The sequence below is a fragment of the Aliisedimentitalea sp. MJ-SS2 genome, from assembly GCF_032586155.1.
Taxonomy (GTDB): Bacteria; Pseudomonadota; Alphaproteobacteria; order Rhodobacterales; family Rhodobacteraceae; genus JAWHTC01.
The window spans coordinates 868552-885953 of record NZ_JAWHTC010000001.1 but is presented as its reverse complement, the minus strand read 5'-3'; the positions used below and the strand labels follow the sequence as shown (position 1 = coordinate 885953).

19 protein-coding genes are annotated in these 17402 nt (G+C 60.7%); 6 read left to right on the top strand and 13 right to left on the bottom strand.

Translation table 11 applies throughout. The annotated features are described in order from the left end of the window. Positions 1-183 precede the first annotated feature (183 nt). Positions 184-1089 carry a DMT family transporter gene (locus tag RXV86_RS04340; RefSeq protein ID WP_316297761.1) on the bottom strand — a complete coding sequence of 302 codons (906 nt, stop codon included), beginning with the start codon at positions 1087-1089 and terminating at the stop codon, positions 184-186. 61 nt (positions 1090-1150) lie between these two features. After that, positions 1151-1750, bottom strand: coding sequence for a LysE/ArgO family amino acid transporter (locus tag RXV86_RS04335; protein WP_316297759.1), 600 nt, complete (start codon positions 1748-1750; stop codon positions 1151-1153). A 99-nt stretch (positions 1751-1849) separates the two neighbouring features. On the opposite strand from RXV86_RS04335, the gene RXV86_RS04330 reads away from it, so the two are divergent. Next, entirely contained in the window at positions 1850-2734 is an 885-nt protein-coding gene (locus RXV86_RS04330) for an ArgP/LysG family DNA-binding transcriptional regulator (protein WP_316297757.1), read from the top strand. A 6-nt stretch (positions 2735-2740) separates the two neighbouring features. Here RXV86_RS04330 and RXV86_RS04325 read toward each other — a convergent pair whose 3' ends face one another. Beyond that, positions 2741-4237: a hypothetical protein gene (locus RXV86_RS04325; protein WP_316297755.1), complete on the bottom strand. Its 1497-nt coding sequence runs from the start codon at positions 4235-4237 to the stop codon at positions 2741-2743. Continuing rightward, positions 4237-4977, bottom strand: a complete 741-nt coding sequence (locus tag RXV86_RS04320) for a YebC/PmpR family DNA-binding transcriptional regulator (RefSeq protein WP_316297754.1) — start codon at positions 4975-4977, stop codon at positions 4237-4239. Before RXV86_RS04320 ends, RXV86_RS04325 begins: the two co-directional genes overlap by 1 nt. Positions 4978-5456: 479 nt before the next feature. Between RXV86_RS04320 and RXV86_RS04315 the strand changes: the two genes are divergently transcribed. Next, positions 5457-7229, top strand: coding sequence for an SLC13 family permease (locus RXV86_RS04315; protein ID WP_316297752.1), 1773 nt, complete (start codon positions 5457-5459; stop codon positions 7227-7229). A 48-nt stretch (positions 7230-7277) separates the two neighbouring features. Here RXV86_RS04315 and yidD read toward each other — a convergent pair whose 3' ends face one another. From yidD to RXV86_RS04280, 8 genes are all read right to left on the bottom strand, one after another. Further along, the gene (gene yidD / locus RXV86_RS22050; RefSeq protein WP_367575552.1) at positions 7278-7598 is read right to left on the bottom strand and encodes a membrane protein insertion efficiency factor YidD; all 321 of its coding nucleotides are present in this window, start codon (positions 7596-7598) and stop codon (positions 7278-7280) included. Then, a complete protein-coding gene (locus RXV86_RS04310; protein ID WP_316297750.1) occupies positions 7595-7822 on the bottom strand; it encodes a hypothetical protein in 228 nt (75 codons plus the stop codon). Before RXV86_RS04310 ends, yidD begins: the two co-directional genes overlap by 4 nt. A 574-nt stretch (positions 7823-8396) precedes the next feature. After that, positions 8397-8729: a hypothetical protein gene (locus RXV86_RS04305; RefSeq protein ID WP_316297748.1), complete on the bottom strand. Its 333-nt coding sequence runs from the start codon at positions 8727-8729 to the stop codon at positions 8397-8399. 88 nt (positions 8730-8817) lie between these two features. Continuing rightward, entirely contained in the window at positions 8818-9783 is a 966-nt protein-coding gene (locus RXV86_RS04300; RefSeq protein WP_316297746.1) for a DUF3179 domain-containing protein, read from the bottom strand. 88 nt (positions 9784-9871) lie between these two features. After that, on the bottom strand, positions 9872-10360 hold the full coding sequence (locus RXV86_RS04295) for a peptidylprolyl isomerase (RefSeq protein WP_316298445.1): 489 nt from the start codon (positions 10358-10360) through the stop codon (positions 9872-9874). Between the two features lie 145 nt (positions 10361-10505). After that, the gene (locus RXV86_RS04290; protein WP_316297744.1) at positions 10506-11012 is read right to left on the bottom strand and encodes a peptidylprolyl isomerase; all 507 of its coding nucleotides are present in this window, start codon (positions 11010-11012) and stop codon (positions 10506-10508) included. Between the two features lie 207 nt (positions 11013-11219). Continuing rightward, a complete protein-coding gene (locus RXV86_RS04285; RefSeq protein ID WP_316297742.1) occupies positions 11220-11657 on the bottom strand; it encodes a PaaI family thioesterase in 438 nt (145 codons plus the stop codon). After that, on the bottom strand, positions 11654-13276 hold the full coding sequence (locus tag RXV86_RS04280; protein WP_316297740.1) for an acyl-CoA dehydrogenase family protein: 1623 nt from the start codon (positions 13274-13276) through the stop codon (positions 11654-11656). The genes RXV86_RS04285 and RXV86_RS04280 overlap by 4 nt, the downstream gene beginning before the upstream one ends. Positions 13277-13446: 170 nt before the next feature. On the opposite strand from RXV86_RS04280, the gene RXV86_RS04275 reads away from it, so the two are divergent. Continuing rightward, the gene (locus RXV86_RS04275; protein WP_316297739.1) at positions 13447-13758 is read left to right on the top strand and encodes a septum formation initiator family protein; all 312 of its coding nucleotides are present in this window, start codon (positions 13447-13449) and stop codon (positions 13756-13758) included. A gap of 6 nt (positions 13759-13764) precedes the next feature. Here RXV86_RS04275 and RXV86_RS04270 read toward each other — a convergent pair whose 3' ends face one another. Next, on the bottom strand, positions 13765-14460 hold the full coding sequence (locus tag RXV86_RS04270) for an isoprenylcysteine carboxylmethyltransferase family protein (RefSeq protein ID WP_316297736.1): 696 nt from the start codon (positions 14458-14460) through the stop codon (positions 13765-13767). A gap of 174 nt (positions 14461-14634) precedes the next feature. Here RXV86_RS04270 and pdhA point away from each other — a divergent pair, with 174 nt between their 5' ends. The 3 genes from pdhA to RXV86_RS04255 are packed head-to-tail and all read left to right on the top strand — an operon-like array spanning position 14635 to position 17397. Continuing rightward, on the top strand, positions 14635-15630 hold the full coding sequence (gene pdhA / locus RXV86_RS04265) for a pyruvate dehydrogenase (acetyl-transferring) E1 component subunit alpha (protein ID WP_316297734.1): 996 nt from the start codon (positions 14635-14637) through the stop codon (positions 15628-15630). Positions 15631-15633: 3 nt separating this feature from the next. After that, complete coding sequence (locus tag RXV86_RS04260) at positions 15634-16026, top strand: VOC family protein (protein ID WP_316297731.1); 393 nt, start codon at positions 15634-15636, stop codon at positions 16024-16026. Positions 16027-16029: 3 nt separating this feature from the next. Beyond that, a complete protein-coding gene (locus tag RXV86_RS04255; protein WP_316297728.1) occupies positions 16030-17397 on the top strand; it encodes a pyruvate dehydrogenase complex E1 component subunit beta in 1368 nt (455 codons plus the stop codon). The last annotated feature ends 5 nt before the right edge of the window (positions 17398-17402 follow it).

Here is a 17402-nt window from a genome sequence, read left to right as displayed (position 1 = left end):
AGTTTGTTTCGAAGCGCCCACGATATCGAGAGGTTTCGCGCGTTGCGAGACACCCCTTGATTCAGGTTTTCTCGAAACGCTTTACTACCTGATTCACCTCTTCATTTTGCAACAAATACTCCGGGGGTGTGGGGGCTGGCCCCCACTTCTACCCTCGTCGGCATGATCGCCGTTTTATGTTCATCAAAGCTTGGTCGCCGGTGCCACCGGCGTCCGCAACCGCCGTTTCAGCACCGCCTCGCGCCAGGTCATGAAGCTGATCGCGCCCACGATCACCATGCCGCCAACGATCACCCAGACATCCAGCCCCTCGTCAAACACCAGCGCGCCCAACAGCACTGCCCAGACCAATTGCAGAAACCCAACCGGCTGGGTCACTGTCACCGGCGCCGCGGCCAACGCAAGGGTCATCGTGTAATGCCCGGCAGTTGCGAGCGCCGCAACGATGAACAGTAAAAACACCTCCCACCCGGTAGGCGTCACCCAATTCATGTAAGCCAGCGGCGCCAGCCCGATCGCCACCGTGATCGACAGCATCGCCACTGTCACCGCGGCGCCAGTCTCATCCGCCATACGCTTGGCGGTCAGGTAGGAAACCGCGAAAAACACCGCCGCGATCAACATCCCGTAATGCCCCATGCCGATCTCGCGAAAGCCGGGGCGCAGGATGATCAATGCCCCGACCAGGGCCGCCACCACCGCCAGGATACGGCGCAGCGCCAATGTTTCCCCCAGAAACAGAGCCGCCCCCAGCGTCACGTAAACCGGTGAGAGATAATTCATCGCCGTCACATCCGCGATCGGTATCCGCGCCATGGCAAAGAACCACAGGGACACCCCGGCCGTATGGGCAACACCACGCAAGGTGAATATCCGATACTGCCGCTTGGTCAGACGCGCATTCATCAGCGGCCGCAACATCGGGATCAGGAACACCAGCCCAAGTGCATAGCGTAGAAAGGCCGCTTCGGGGGCCGGAACGCGGGTGCCCAGCACCTTAACCACCGCCGTGACCCCGACGAACAGAAGTCCGGTGACGATCATCCATAAGACCCCTGTCACGGGATTGGAGGCGGGAGGCGTGTTCATGCCCTCATCTGCTCACGAAAGGCGCGGGCCCGCAAGACGCGAACATGTTAACGTTACGCCCTCACCCCAGGATCAGCTTGCCCGCAATCGCCCACATCGTGGCCCCGACCACCAGGTCCAGTACCCGCCAGGACGTGGGCCGCGCAAACAGCGGCGCCAACAGCCGCGCCCCATAACCCAGCGAGAAGAAGAACACGAAACTCGCGCTCATCGCACCCAGAGCAAACCCCAGCCGATTTTCATACTGCGACGAAATCGACCCCAGCAGCACGACCGTATCCAGATAGACATGCGGGTTGAGCCAGGTCAGCGCCAGCACGGTCAACGCCACGCCGCGCAAACTGTGCCGTGCCTCTCCGCCACTATCCAGCACCTCGCCGCCACGCCACGCGGCCCGGAAATTCATCGCCCCGTACCAGATCAGGAACGCCGCCCCGCCATATCGCATCACCGCCTCGATTCCCGGCACCACCTCGGCCAGCGCCCCGAACCCGGCCACCCCGGACGCAATCAAAATCGCATCCGACACGGCGCAGATCAGTACCGTCGCCAACACATGCTCACGCCTGAGTCCCTGGCGCAGGACAAAGGCATTCTGCGCCCCGATCGCCAGGATCAGCGACAATCCAAGGGTAAACCCCGCCGGAAATGCTCCTGTCATCTGCCCGTTTCCCACATGCTTATTACAAGTTTCCCTTGGCCTAACGTCCAAATCGCGCTAGGTCCAATTAAAGATTATGACCAAGAATAAGAGGCGCTAATGCAATTCGACAGCCGGCAACTGGCCGCCCTTTCCGCAATTCTCCGCCTTGGCAGCTTCGAGGCCGCCGCCCAGGAACTTGGGGTTACGCAATCGGCGATTTCCCAGCGTCTGAAATCGCTCGAAGAACAGATGGGGTGTGTGCTGGTCCTGCGCGAAAGCCCCTGCCGCGGCACTGAGGCGGGCAATCGTTTGGCGGCCCATGCAGAGGCTGTGGCACTGATGGAAGGTCAGGTCAGCCGCGATTTGGGCAAGGCCACGCCATCGGACGGCCCGCTACGGGTGCGCGTTGCCGTCAACGCCGACAGTCTCGCAACCTGGTTTCTTTCAGCTCTGGAAGAAGTCGAAGGTCTGATCTTCGATCTGGTGATCGACGATCAGGACCATTCCGCCGACTGGCTGCGCCGGGGCGAAGTGATGGCCGCCGTCACCAGCCATGCCCGCCCGGTTCAGGGTTGTGATGTTCTCCCGTTGGGCCGTCTGCAATATGTCGCCACTGCCAGCCCGGCGTTTCACGAGCGCTGGTTCTCAGATGGGGTCAACGCAAAAACCCTCGCCCGGGCACCGATGCTCTTGTTCAACGAAAAGGACGGGCTTCAATCCGAATGGTTGGCCGCGCATTTCTCTCGCGGGCTCACCCCACCAACCCAGGGCATCCCCTCGACCCGCGCCTTTGTCGAAGCCTCTCAGCGCGGCATCGGCTGGGGAATGAATCCCCTACCTCTAATCTGGCGGCAGTTGCGCCGCGGCCATATCGTAGCCCTGAAAGAGGACGCCATGCTGGAAACCCCGCTCTATTGGCAGGTCAGCCGCATGCTGGCCCCTGTGCTGGAACCATTGACCGCGTCCATCGAGGAACATGCCGGCAAAGTGCTCATTAAGTGACCCGGTTCAGCGCATCTTGACGACGCCACTGTCCAGAACTGTCTGACCGCTGTCATCGCGAATGGTCCAGGCGCAACTCAGACCACCGATCAGCGGCTTGCAGTTCCAGGTCGACACCGTCTGATCAAACAGCGTCTCCGGCTGCAGCCCAAGGCGCACGGCAATCATATGCGTTGTCTTGCCCGGCGTGCCGGTACGATAAACGTGATAGCCATTACCCGAAGCCCCGGCAAAAAGCCCAGCAAAACCCGGGTCGAACATCGCCAGTGGCGCAGACGTATACGCGACCTTGTCGCCGTCTTTGTTGACATACCACCCCTTGACCCGGCGGCCGCCCTCGTTGACCTCCCACCAACGACAGCACTCCATGTCCATGAACGGTGTGCCCTCGGGCTCCTCAATCGGATCCTGTTCGGCCAGCCAGTCTCGATAGGCCGCCATGGCCCGGCCCGCCGTGTTCTGTCCACGTTGCGCCGCCGCTTCAACCGCATCCACCAGATGCTTGCGGGCAAATCGTCCCTCCAGCACCTTGCGGACATGTTCGGCGGCCATGTCGTCAATCTGCCGCCCCACCTCGGCATCCGAGGGACCCCGTGCCAACGCCTGCAACATGCCCCCCAGCGCCGTTTCTACTACCGCAAGCTCGCTTGCACTCATATAGCCGGGCACATCGCGATACCGTTCGTTCAGGCGAATGATCTCATAGATCAGCCGGTCCTGAAGGCCTGCGGCATCCCCGGTCAGCTCAACCTCGATCCGGCGCGAGAACAACGGAACGCCCCCGGGTGATTTCGCCTTGTGGCGGATCAGGATCGGCCGGCCGAATTGCCATTTGTCCTCCGGAATCCATGTGACGCGCAGCTCCTTACCGGCCACCTTGGCAAACTCGCTGCGGATCGCCTGTGAAAGGATCGGATCATCCGGATCCAGCCCCAGTTTCGGGCGAATGACCGTGCGTTTGACTTCGCCGAGGACCGCATTCATTCCCTTCGCATGCCGGGTCTGCGCCCAGGCCATTTTCGAGGCCTGCTCGGCATTCTTGACGTTCCTGGTTACCAGGCGCGCCTGCTCATAGGGCGCGTAGACCGCCTCGACCAGTTGCGGCAGGAAGAATGTGTCGCGCACCAACTCGTTGGCCGCGACCCAACCCTGGAACATTGTCGCCGCCGACCCCCACGGGGCCCCGCCCGCATCCTGCCAGGCCTGCAATAGCAACCCACCGGAATAGGTGCCGAATGCGTTCAGCGCACCTGTCGTGTCCCCGTTCTCCAGACGTTCATGAATCTGGATCGCGACAACCGCATGGTTGAGCGGCCCAGCCCAATTCGGTTGCTCTCCAAGGAACTGCGCCCAGGTGGCGGCGCCGCCACCCGCGGCGGTGCCCGCCACCCCGGCAATCACGTCATAGTCCGGCACGGTCATCTGGCTTTGCCCTGCCCCAGGCAAGCCCAAAGCCATCGCGGCGACCAGAGCCACCGCGGCCCAATGCCGAAGCAGCCGCATCAGAGCTGGTCCATCACCTCGTCCGTGGCTTCGAAATTGGTGGTCACGCGCTGCACATCATCATCGTCTTCCAGCGCATCCACCAGCTTCATCAGCTTCTGCATGCCTTCAAGGTCCATCTCGGTGGTGGTGGTGGGTTTCCACACCAGCTTGGTCGACTCGGATTCGCCCAGCGTCGCCTCAAGCGCATTCGACACCTCGTTCAGATCTGAATCCTCGCACCAGATGATATGGCCATCCTGGCTGCTTTCCACGTCTTCGGCGCCGGCTTCGATCGCCGCCTCGAAAATCGTGTCCGCATCGCCCGCGTCGGCCGGATAACTCACCTCGCCCTTGCGCTCGAACATGAAACCGACGCTGCCGGTCTCGCCGAGGTTGCCGCCGTTCTTGGAAAAGGTCGAACGCACGGTCGAGGCGGTGCGGTTGCGGTTGTCGGTCATCGCCTCGACGATCACCGCCACCCCGTTCGGGCCATAGCCCTCGTAACGGATTTCCTCGTAGTCATCGCCCTCGCCCGCAGTCGATTTCTTAATCGCGCGGTCAATCACGTCCTTGGGAACCGATTGGCTCTTGGCTTCCTTCACTGCCAGCCGCAGGCGCGGGTTCTTATCGGGATCCGGATCGCCCATCTTGGCGGCCACGGTGATCTCTTTCGAAAGCTTCGAGAACAGTTTCGAACGCGCCGCGTCCTGACGCCCCTTACGGTGCTGAATATTTGCCCATTTAGAATGGCCGGCCATGGTGCCTCCCGACAGGAAAATTGCTGGTCGCGCCTCTATATGCGATGGGCGGGCAAGGGTTCAAGCCTTGGCCTATGGGCCAACGTGTAAATCGCCCTAGCCCGTCGCCTTTCCTTGCCTGCCCAAAGAACCAATGTTCGGGGCCCATCCCGTTTGCAAGCATTCCACCAAATCGTTCCAATGCTCTCCGTCGATCCAGAATTTTCGCCCCGTCTGCCGATTCTGGAACAAAGCGAGTCCGCTTTCCTCGGCATACAAGAATCGTGGGGATCGTCTCTGAGAAACATCTGGGGGGACTGTCATGGCGTCGACTCCTTTGCTTACGCGTTTTCCCGGTGCCAACCTGCCGTGCCAAAGGTTAGCAGAGTATGAAGAATCCCGGCAAAACCGACTTGCATCCGAACAGTTCCCCCACAATCGAGCTCACATTCCGGGAATTCCCCATCGCCCCGGGTTCGGAACGCCGCTACTCTGCCCCCATGACGAACGATCAAATCATCCTGTTTTCGCTTTTCGGTGCCGTCTTTGCCCTGCTCCTCTGGGGCCGCTGGCGTTATGACCTCGTGGCCTTTGCCGCGCTCATGGCCGGTGTCGTTCTGGGCGTGGTCGACACCAAACACGCTTTCGACGGTTTCGGCCATCCGGCCACGCTGGTGGTGGCGCTGGTGCTCGTAGTCTCAGCCGGGCTGGTGCGCTCGGGCGCAGTCTTCCTGATCACCCGTACGCTGGTGGACCGCAGCCGTGCGCTTGGCAGCCATATCGCCATCATGGGCAGTGTCGGCGGCATCCTCTCGGCCTTCATGAACAACGTGGCCGCTCTGGCGCTGCTGATGCCCGTCGATATCCAGACCGCGCGCAAGGCCGGGCGTCCACCGTCGCTGTCGCTGATGCCACTCAGCTTTGCCACCATTCTCGGCGGCATGGCCACCCTGATCGGCACACCGCCCAACATCATCATCGCCGCGATCCGCGAGGATTCCTTGGGGGAATCCTTCAAGATGTTCGACTTCGCCCCGGTAGGCGCCCTCACCGCCATAATCGGTCTGGCTTTTGTGGCCCTGATCGGCTGGCGCCTGATCCCACAACGCGAGGACGCCTTGAAGGCGGTCGAAGACCTCGGTGCCTATATCGCCGAACTGACGGTTCCGGAGGACAACAAGCATATCGGCACCCGCCTGGCCGAGCTTCAGCCCGAGGCCGAAAAGGCAGATGTCGCATTGCTCGGCCTGATCCGCGACGGAAAACGCCGCTATGGCGCCGCACGCAACACCATCCTGCGCGCCGGTGACGCCCTGGTGCTCGAGGCCACCCCCGAGGCGCTCGATGAATTTCGCTCTGCCCTCAACCTCGCCTTTTCCGAAACCGAACGTGAAGAGCGCATCAAGGCCGCTGGTGAGGGCCTCGATATGATCGAGGTCGTGGTCCCCACCGAGGCCCGCATCGCCGGCAAGACCGCCCAGGCCATCGGGCTCAACTGGCGCCAGCGCACCATCGTCATGGGCATCTCGCGTCAGGGCAAACGTATCACCAAGCGCCTGCGCCAGACCGTGGTGCGCCCCGGCGACATTCTGCTGCTGCTGGTGCCCAAGGGTGCAGGCCCTGATGTAACCGACTGGCTCGGCTGCTTGCCGCTGGCGCAACGCGGCCTTGCGGTAACCGAAAACACCAAGACCTGGGCCGCCATCGGCCTCTTTGCGGCCGCTGTCGCTGCCGCTAGCTTTGGCCTTTTGTACCTGCCCATCGCGCTTGGGATCGTCGTGATCGCCTATGTCCTGTTGCGCATCCTGCCGCTCAGCGAGCTATACGACCACATAGAGTGGCCCGTCGTGGTCCTTCTCGGCTCGATGATTCCACTTGGCGCGGCACTGGAGGACTCCGGCGGCACTGAACTCATTGCCAACTCCCTCATCGGCCTGACCGAAGGCTGGGCCCCCTGGGCGATCCTGACCGTGCTGATGGTCGTCACCATGACGCTCTCGGACGTGCTCAACAACACTGCCACTGCGATTGTTGCCGCCCCGATCGGCATCCAGATGGCCCAGACACTCGGCGTCTCGCCGGACCCGTTCCTGATGGCCGTCGCCGTGGCCGCCTCTTGCGCGTTCCTGACTCCGATCGGCCACAAGAACAACACATTGATCCTCGGCCCCGGCGGCTATCGCTTCGGTGATTACTGGCGCATGGGGCTACCCTTGGAAATCCTCGTGGTCGCCATCTCCATCCCGCTGATCCTGCTCTTCTGGCCGTTATAGGGATCGACAGCGTCCAATCCGTGAATACTGACACAGTCTTTAAGCTGATTACGTTTCGACTCTAGATTCCCAACCCAATTCACAAAGCACCCGCGAAGAAATATCTTTTTCTGGAATAGTGGATCCGTCTGCTAAATTTAAAAACCGTTCCTGGGACGAGTCATTCATCTCAATTTCTATTGGGTAATACCCGGGACGGCATTGACGAATCCTCCGAAAAAATCGCTTGGTCGCAGATTTGATACCTTTTTGCCTTAGTCCGTCCAAAACATAATTTGAACAACTGGTATGAAACAAACACCGTTCTCGAATACTTGACGGCGCCAGCTTTTGATAAAGCAAGACAATACCGATTAAAAAGGCTCTCAACGCTTGAAAACTGCAATCGAAAAGGTTTTCGGGTAAGGTGCAGTAGCTCCAAAACCAAAGCAACCGTTAGAACCGGGAACGACAGTGCTGTGGTTTTGAACGCCAACAAACTCCCACCCACTGCTGACCTCCGACGAAATCAATCTTTGCAAATCACTGGCAACAGATCCTGCAGACCCGCCCGTTCCAACGGCCGGATCGAATGCGACGCTTTTAAATTCCATGATTTTCCCCCTATATTACGATCAAGAGACGGGCAATACCTTTGCTTGTCAATCCTTGTTAAAAATTCGGAAAAATGAACTTTGCTAATCTTCTTTTAAGTTAGATGATCATAGGTTGTTTCCGAGTGCAGCGCTCTCATATGAATTCGGATTCTCTCGAGCGCCTTTCTCAAGATTACGAATTCAGTAATACCTGCCTCTTGGCGGCGATCGTCGTGGGCCTTCCCTTGAAAAGCTTCATCGCTGCCAAATCACACCACTGATCCTGCTCTTCTGGCCGCTCTAGGGGGTCAATCCAACAAGTCAGGCCTGAGCACAGTCACCACACCCAGCGCCAACAAAACCACCCCACCGCGCCCAGCCACAGCATCACATTCAGCCACGCCGCCATCATAGCGAATTACATCACGCCCGTAGCCAGCCGGAAGACACCGCCCAAGGCAGAGTTACCCGGTCCACGTCCTGGCCCGCACCACCGCAGGCTCAAGCGCCAGCGTCGCCACGGGCGCATCCGTCTCAGACGTCAACAAGAGCCCCACCAGGTCTACACAAGGCACCTCGCGACACCGCTTGATCAATTCACGATACCGATTGAACGACAGGCCGCCGCCGGCAAAGCCGACGGTATGATCAGCCCCACCACGACAAGGGGCACCGCCGCGCAATCCGCCCCCATTTGGCGGATCACCTCGTGGAACAGAGCGTCGTTGTCCTTGGACATGCCCAACTCAATCGGCGCCAACCGGAAATCACCGGTCTCCACCTCGGTCCGGGCCAGCCCGTCCATGGCCCGGGCACAATGCGGGCAGCCCTCCTGCCAAAATACATAGACGTTGCGTTTTGGCACCTCTGACAGCGCCATCTGGGCCAGCAAGCCAAGCATGGTGGCAAGCAATACGATCACCACTCTACGCGGGCGTACTGCTGCAAGGCACCTCATGCGGCAAAGCTATTCACCGGCTGAAACCCGCCTTGATTCCCGTCAAACCCGGAGTCTAGTTGCCCAACATCCAGGTGCCTTCCGGCCAGAAGGCATGAAAGGCAAAGGCAAACATCACATCATGCGCCACGTCCAGACCCGCACCATCCTGCACCCGGATCGTGCCCACGTCGCGCCCCTTGCCGATGGTGCCATGATCCAAGGCCGAGGCCTGCCCCGCTTCCCAGCGAATGACCACGTTGCCTTCACGAATTTCACCCGCCAGCCGCAACCGCTCCATCGGCCAGGCTCGCTTGCCAACCCGGACAACACGTGCCAGCGGGTCAATCCCATGTGGCGGGTTCTCGCCGGAATAAAGAAACGGTCGGGCCGAACTGTCATAGCCACGATAAGGATTGCGCCCGTAGGGCCTGGAATGGCGCGGCTCCGCCATAACCAGACCGTCCGGATTGCGGTTCCGAAACTGATCCCAGCTTTCCATCCAACTCGCCACCAATGTCAACTCCACCCCGGTCATCTCACCCACAATCCCGGTGCCAATCGCCTGCTGCCACCAGCTCTGGCTCTCGCGGTCATACATCACCATGTCGGAATTGCGCAGCTTGCCGGTGACGCCAAATGTCAACACCCGCCCCTTCACCCGCCGATCAAAGGTCAGCGCCGAATTGCACAGCGGGCAGAAGGTCACCGCGACCGGCACCTTACCGACGACGTCATTCACGATCTCATGCCAAGTCAGGTAACGGATCGGATAGGCGCGCGGCACCTCACCGGCGATCTCCACGGTGATCACCGGCTCGCGACCGGCAATGCCCTTTTCCTGCGCCGCAGCCAGGAACTCAGGGGCGCTCAGCGCCGGGATCCCATCCTTGCCCGGCCCGCCCGATATGATTTCAGTCCAACTCGGAACATTGGTGCGATCAAAATTCGTCTGCGGCCATTCATGGCGCCAGAAGTTGGGATCGGCCTGTGCCGCCCCTGCCAACATCAACGCATAAATTGCCAGAATCCGAAAAAACATGGGCCATCCTCCGTATCGCGGAAAGGATGGCCCATATCCTCGAACCTGCCCAGCCCCGCACACGCAGAGTTGAGCGGCGGTGTTCACATCATTCGGTCACAGTGACCTTTTTCATCATGTCTGGCTTGCCGGTGATTGCGCCCGACTGACGATGCCCGCGCTTGATCGCGTCGACCACGTCCATGCCTCCGGTAACCCTGCCCACAACGGTATATTGCCCATTCAGGAAGTGGCCTTCGTCGAACATGATGAAGAATTGCGAATTGGCACTATCCGGGCTTTGCGACCGCGCCATGCCGACGACCCCACGATCAAACGGCACGTCCGAAAACTCGGCCTTCAAGTCCGGCTTGTCCGATCCGCCCATTCCGGCATAGCGCATGTCCATGCCCATCCGACCGTTTGCAACGTCCCCGGTCTGGGCCATGAAACCCTCGATCACACGGTGAAAGACGACACCATCATATTGCCCGTCGCTGGCCAGCGCCACGATCTGGGCCACATGGTTCGGCGCGATCTCCTCCAACAGGTCGATGGTGATCACGCCATTGGCACCCTCACCCTCAACCTCGATCATCAGACTCGTGCCCTGCGCAACTGCCTGCGGCGGCTCTGCTGCGGGTTCGGGCGCGACCTGTTTCACCGGCGTACTGCGGAATTGGTTGAATGCAAAAAAGGCAATCGCCGCGGCAGCAATCACCGCGGCGAGTGCAAGAACCAGCCTAGACATCAGCCGCCACCTTCACGCTGATCATCCGATCAGGGTTCGCAGGCGGCTCGCCCCGAGTGATCGCATCGACATGCTCCATGCCCTCGATCACCTGGCCATAAACGGTATATTGGCCATTGAGGAAATCATTGTCCTTGAAGTTGATGAAGAACTGCGAGTTGGCCGAATTTGGGTTCTGCGACCGTGCCGCACCAAGCGACCCGCGCGCATGCGGAATGCGCGAAAACTCTGCCGGCAGGTCAGGCAGCTCGCTACCGCCGGTCCCGGCCATGCGCGGGTTATAGTCCTTTTCCATGTTGGCGTGCTGGACGTCGCCGGTCTGGGCCATGAACCCGTCGATCACCCGGTGAAAGGCCACGTTGTCATAGGACCCGGCCCGCGCCAGCTCCTTCATCCGCTTGCAATGCTCCGGTGCCACATCCGCCAGCAGTTCGATGGTGACGGTGCCCCCGTTCAACTCCATCAGTATCGTGTTTTCGGGATCCTTGATCTCGGCCATCGGGCCCTCCTGTCATTAACTGTCGAGGGATACCTAAGCGCCCGACACCCAATCCACAAGCGCCTCTTTCCTGCCGGAAATACTCCGGGTTTTTGGGGGGGCGCCTTTGGAGCGCATTGGTCAGAGCGACAATGGCGACGCCCACAAGGCCTCCGTGGCCTGAACGCAAACCAACCTGCGCGCGCAGCGCACCACCGGATCAGACCCCTACCCTTTGACCCCTTCGCGCCCCTCAACCACCATCATCGAGCCGCTCATCCGGGCAATCTCTACATCGTCAGCGTAACCAACCGCCTCGGCAAAAACGATCGTCCGCCCGGGCTTCAACACCCGTCCCTTGCACAGGAACCTCGCCCCCTTCGCAGGCCGCATCAGCGAAGCCTTAAGCTCGATCGTCAACACCCCCGCCTCCTCAGGCATCAGCGAAAATGCCGCCAACCCCGCCGCGGTGTCCAAGACGGTCGTCATGATCCCGGCATGGATGAATCCGTGCTGTTGGGTCAGGCGGGTATCAAAGGCAAAGCCAAGATCCACTTCCCCCGGCGCCACATGTTCCAGCGTCACTCCCAGCGTCTTCATCGTCGGCTGGCGGGCGAAACTCTCACGCACCCTCACCTCGTAGTCGCCAAAGGTCTTCAGCTTCATCCCAACCGCTCCATGATCGCCCCGGTATCAAGCCCGCTGACAGCGCCGTAAACGCGGCCCCGCGCGCCAACATCCAACCGTGTAGCGGTATAACCATCCCCAACGGCCGCGGGTGAAAACCGCAAAACCACGCTCGCCGTCAAAAGTGTCGCAAGACTCTCGACAAACCACCTTGCTTCGCCTTCATCCGGCAATCCCGGCCAGCGCGCCTGATGCGCGGCAAGTGCAGCGTCGTAAGCCCTGCTCGCGCCCACGGCGGCCTTCAACTCCGCCGCCAACGCCTCTCGCGCCGCCGCATCGCGTGAAAGTGCCCGCAACACATCCAGGCAGATCACATTGCCCGATCCCTCCCAGATCGAATTGAGCGGTGCCTCGCGGTAAAGCAGCGGCAGCGGCGATTCCTCGGTGTAGCCAACCCCGCCAAGGCACTCCATCGCCTCGTAGATCACGCTTGGGCACAGCTTATTGCCCAGGAACTTGGCCAGCGCCACTCCAACCCGTGCCAGCCCGCGATCCGCCTCACTGTCCGCGTCAAATGCTCTGCCCAACCGGAACGCCAGCGCCGCAGCGCCTTCGAAATCCAGCACCAGATCGGCCAGCACGGCGCGCATCATCGGCTGGTCGATCAACCGCCGCTGAAACGCGTTGCGATGCTCGATCCAGTATTTCGCCTCTGCCAAGGCCGCCCGCATCAACCCCGCGGGCGCCACCGAGGTCGACAACCGCGTGTGATGTACCATGTCGATAATGGTCTTCACCCCCGCCCCCTCTTCGCCCACACGATACGCCAGCGTATCGTGATACTCGATCTCCGAAGAGGCATTGGCCCGATTGCCCAGCTTGTCCTTCAACCGCATAACATGCAGCGCATTGCGCTCCCCATCCAGCCAGCGCGGCACGAGGAAACAGGTCAGCCCCCCCTCGGCCTGCGCCAATGTCAGGAACCCGTCGCACATCGGCGCCGAGCAGAACCATTTGTGCCCGCGCAGCCTGTAGGCTTTGCCATCCGGCACCGCCACAGTCGTATTGGCGCGCACATCCGACCCGCCCTGCTTTTCGGTCATCGCCATGCCCAAGGTGACTGCCCGCTTCTCGCCAACCGGCGCACGGGCCGTGTCGTAATCCCGCGCGGTTAGCTTCGGCACCCACTCCTTCGCCAAATCCGGCGCGTGCGCCAGCGCCGGCACGGCCGCATAGGTCATCACCATCGGACAGGTCACGCCCGGCTCGACCTGGCTGGTCATGTAACACATCGCGGCATGGGCCGAATGCCCGCCGGGCGACCCGTCCCAGGCCGCCGCCGCGATGCCGGATGACAACCCCTCGTCCATCAACTGATGATAGCTGGGATGAAACGTCACCTCGTCGAGCCTGCGCCCGGACCGATCAAACAACTCAAGCTCCGGCGGAAACCGGTTGGCATCGCGCCCCGCCTTCCGCATCTCGGCCGATCCCATCCGCGCCCCGAACCCGGCCAGCACAGTCGCATCTGCCGACCCATGCGCCAGATGATCACGCAACACCGGATCGCTCTTCCACAGATCGAACCCGTCCCGCACCCGCGGCTGGTTCTCCACCTCGTGGCTTTCCAATTCGCTGCGCGGCGGTGAATGTGTCATTTTGGTCCCTCCCTTTGCCCTGATCTGAGCAAATCGCCGTGATTTACAAAAGAGGGATTCACATCGCGAATCTCCTGTGGCAGTATTTTCCTTGCGTCACATTGCTGGACGCATCCAACAATGAGGGCGAAAAAGCCCCGATTTGGCAGAGCAGACTAGGCAGAAGCAGGATGAAAATCCGCGTATCCAAAGGTTACACGCCGGCACTTGGCGGTATGGCGTTTTTTGCGCTCGCCTTTTCGCTTGGGCTCTACTTCACCTTTGCTGCCGTTCAGGGCGACTACGGCCTGTTTCGCCGGGCCGAAATCATCGCCGAACGCTCCGACTTGCAAGCCGAGCTTGACGCGCTGAAAATCGAAGTCGCCCAGATGGAAAACCTGACCAAACGCCTGTCAGACACCTATCTTGATCTTGACTTGCTCGATCAACAGGCCCGCGACGTGCTCGGGCTCATTCGCGCCGACGAGATCGTCATTCGCTAACCCCCACTACCAGACAAATGGCAGCAACCGGGTTCGGCACCGTGCCTGGTAATCGCGATACCCCTCCAGTGTCTGCAACAGCACCCGCTCTTCCACAACAATCCGCAACGCCATCGCCGCAACAACCACCCCGATCAGCGGCAACGACGCCAGGCTTTGCAGCCACAACCCCATCCCGGCCAGCATCACCAACATCCCCAGATACATCGGGTGACGCACCATTTCATAAGGTCCGCTGTCGATCAGCATCTGCCCCTCGTCGCTCTGATCTTCAACTATGGGCTTGGCAAAACTGTTGGTGAAAATCGTCCAGACGACGAAGAAATACCCGAAATAGGACGCCACCAGCCCGATCCACGACACCGGCTCCGCGGGCACGCCCAATATCTGCCAGACCAGCGCATCCAGTGGTACGAAGATGAAATATCCCACCAGTACCGACAACAGGATGGTAGTCGCAATCTTGTCATCCCGTGGCTGCGCCTCGCTCGTCGGGGCCTGCATCCGTGCCTCCAGGCTGGCCGGAGCCCATAGCGCCAGAACAACCGTGCTGCCGTAAAGCGCGACGGCGTAGGCCGCCAGATATATCCAACCACACGCCCAACCCCAATCGCCGGCGGCCAACCCCGCCGGAAGAATGAGCAACGCCGCGATAATCGCCAATTGCAACGAACTGGCAAGCAAGGCTTTTACGATAAACATCCAGCCATCCTGTCATGTTTAATGGGGTCACCTCACCGTATCTGGCAGGGTAAGCGCGGTCCAGCCGACCGCAAGTCGCGACTTCGCGCGAAAATTCACTCGCCTCCCTCTAGAAAATGCTGTAGTAAATAGTTTAACACTAAACTACTTTCTTTCAGATGGAGGCCCCACCCAATGGCCGCAAAGAAACCTGCCAAGAAATCAAACACTTCCGGCGACGAGCTCAAAGCTTATTACCGCGACATGCTGCTGATCCGGCGATTCGAAGAAAAGGCCGGTCAGCTCTACGGCATGGGCCTGATCGGCGGTTTCTGTCATCTCTACATCGGACAAGAGGCGGTTGTCGTGGGCCTCGAGGCCAGCGCCGAGGAAGGCGACAAGCGCATCACCTCGTACCGCGATCACGGCCACATGCTGGCCTGTGGCATGGAGCCGGGCGGCGTCATGGCCGAACTCACGGGACGTGAAGGCGGCCTTAGCAAGGGCAAGGGCGGCTCGATGCATATGTTCTCGAAAGAGAAGCACTTCTACGGCGGCCACGGCATCGTTGCCGCACAGGTGCCGCTTGGTGCCGGCCTCGCCTTTGCCGACAAGTATCAGGACAACGGACGCGTCACCTTCACCTATTTCGGCGATGGGGCCGCCAACCAGGGTCAGGTTTACGAGACCTTCAACATGGCCGCCCTCTGGGACCTGCCGGTGGTCTTTGTCATCGAAAACAACAAATACGCCATGGGCACCGCGCAACAGCGTTCCACCTCCTCCCCCGACATCCACACCCGCGGCGAAGCCTTCGGCATTCCGGGTGAAACCGTCGACGGCATGGACGTGCTGGCGGTCAAGGCCGCCGGGGAAAAGGCCGTCGCCCACTGCCGTGCCGGCAAAGGCCCATATATCCTCGAGGTGATGACCTACCGCTACCGTGGCCATTCGATGTCGGACCCGGCCAAGTACCGCACCCGCGAAGAGGTTCAGCGCGTCCGCGAGAAGTCCGATGCCATCGAACACGTGCGCGAATTGCTCACCACCGGCGGTCACGCCACCGAAGACGACCTCAAGGCGATAGACAAGGAGATCAAGGGGATCGTCAACGACGCTGCCGAGTTCGCCCGCCAAAGCCCGGAACCGGCGCTCGACGAGCTCTGGACCGACATCTATGCCGAGGCCTGATGAATGAGCGGTCATTTCGAAATTCATGTCAGCGACGTCGAGCGCGCCAAGACATTCTATTCCGGCCTGTTTGGCTGGAATTTCAACACCATGCCCGGGGGTGAGGAAGTAGACTACCACCTGATCGAGGGCGACCATATCGGCAGCGGCAAAGGGTTGACCGGTGGCATGATGCGACGCATGGGCGACGCACCTTCCCCTGGGTCCCCAGTCCGAGGCGGCACCATGACTTTCGAGGTCGCAGACTGCGATGACAGCTATGCATGGGCGCTTTCAAACGGCGGGTCCGAAGCCCTGCCGCCCCAAGATTACCCGGGCGTAGGACGCTGCGCCTACGTGGAAGACGGCGAAGGAAACATCGTCGGAATGATTACACCCGCAACGGGAGAGAGTTGAGAAATGGCAACCGAAATTCTAATGCCCGCCCTGTCCCCCACGATGGAAGAGGGCACGCTGGCTAAATGGCTCGTCAAGGAAGGCGATACAGTTCAATCCGGCGACATCCTCGCCGAAATCGAAACCGACAAGGCGACGATGGAGTTCGAGGCGGTCGATGAAGGCATCCTCGGCAAGATCCTGATCCCCGAAGGCTCTGAGGGCGTCAAGGTCAACACCGCCATCGCCGTGATGATCGAGGAAGGTGAAAGCATGGACGATGTGGTCGCATCGGCTCCCGCCCCGGTGGCAGAGGCTCCTGCCCCCGCTGCGGTTGCTGCCCCTGCCGCTCCGGCAATGGCTGACGCGCCCGCCCCTGATCTCACCCCGGATTGGCCCGAAGGCACCGAGCTTAAACAACAAACCGTCCGCGAGGCCTTGCGTGATGGCATGTCCGAGGAAATGCGCGCCGATGACACCGTCTTCCTGATGGGCGAAGAGGTCGCCGAGTATAACGGCGCCTACAAGGTCTCCCAGGGGATGCTGGACGAGTTCGGCGCGAAACGCGTGATCGACACCCCGATCACCGAACATGGCTTTGCCGGGATCGGCGTTGGTGCGGCCTTTGGCGGCCTGAAACCAATTGTCGAATTCATGACCTTCAACTTCGCCATGCAGGCCATCGACCATCTGATCAACTCGGCGGCCAAGACGCTTTACATGTCCGGCGGCCAGATGGGTGCCCCCATCGTCTTCCGCGGCCCCAACGGTGCCGCCGCCCGCGTCGGCGCCCAGCACAGCCAGGACTACGCCGCCTGGTACGCGCAAATCCCAGGGCTGAAGGTGGTGATGCCCTATTCGGCCTCTGATTACAAAGGCCTGATGAAAACCGCGATCCGCGATCCGAACCCGGTGATCTTCCTGGAAAACGAAATCCTCTACGGCCGCACCGGCGATGTGCCCGTGATGGATGATTTCACCGTGCCCTTCGGCAAAGCCCGGATTTGGCGCGAGGGCTCTGATGTCACCATCGTCAGCTTCGGCATCGGCATGCAATACGCGCTGGAAGCCGCTGAAAAACTTGCCGAAGATGGAATCAGTGCCGAGGTCATCGACCTGCGCACCCTGCGCCCGATCGACTATGACACCGTGATTGCCAGCGTCATGAAAACCAACCGCTGCGTCACCGTAGAGGAAGGTTGGCCGGTGGGGTCCATCGGCAACCATCTCGCTGCGACGATCATGACCCGCGCCTTCGATTACCTCGACGCGCCCGTGATCAGCTGCACCGGCAAGGACGTGCCCATGCCCTACGCCGCCAACCTCGAGAAACACGCCTTGGTCACCACCCAAGAGGTGATCGCGGCGGTCAAAGAGGTGACCTACCGGTAAGCGAC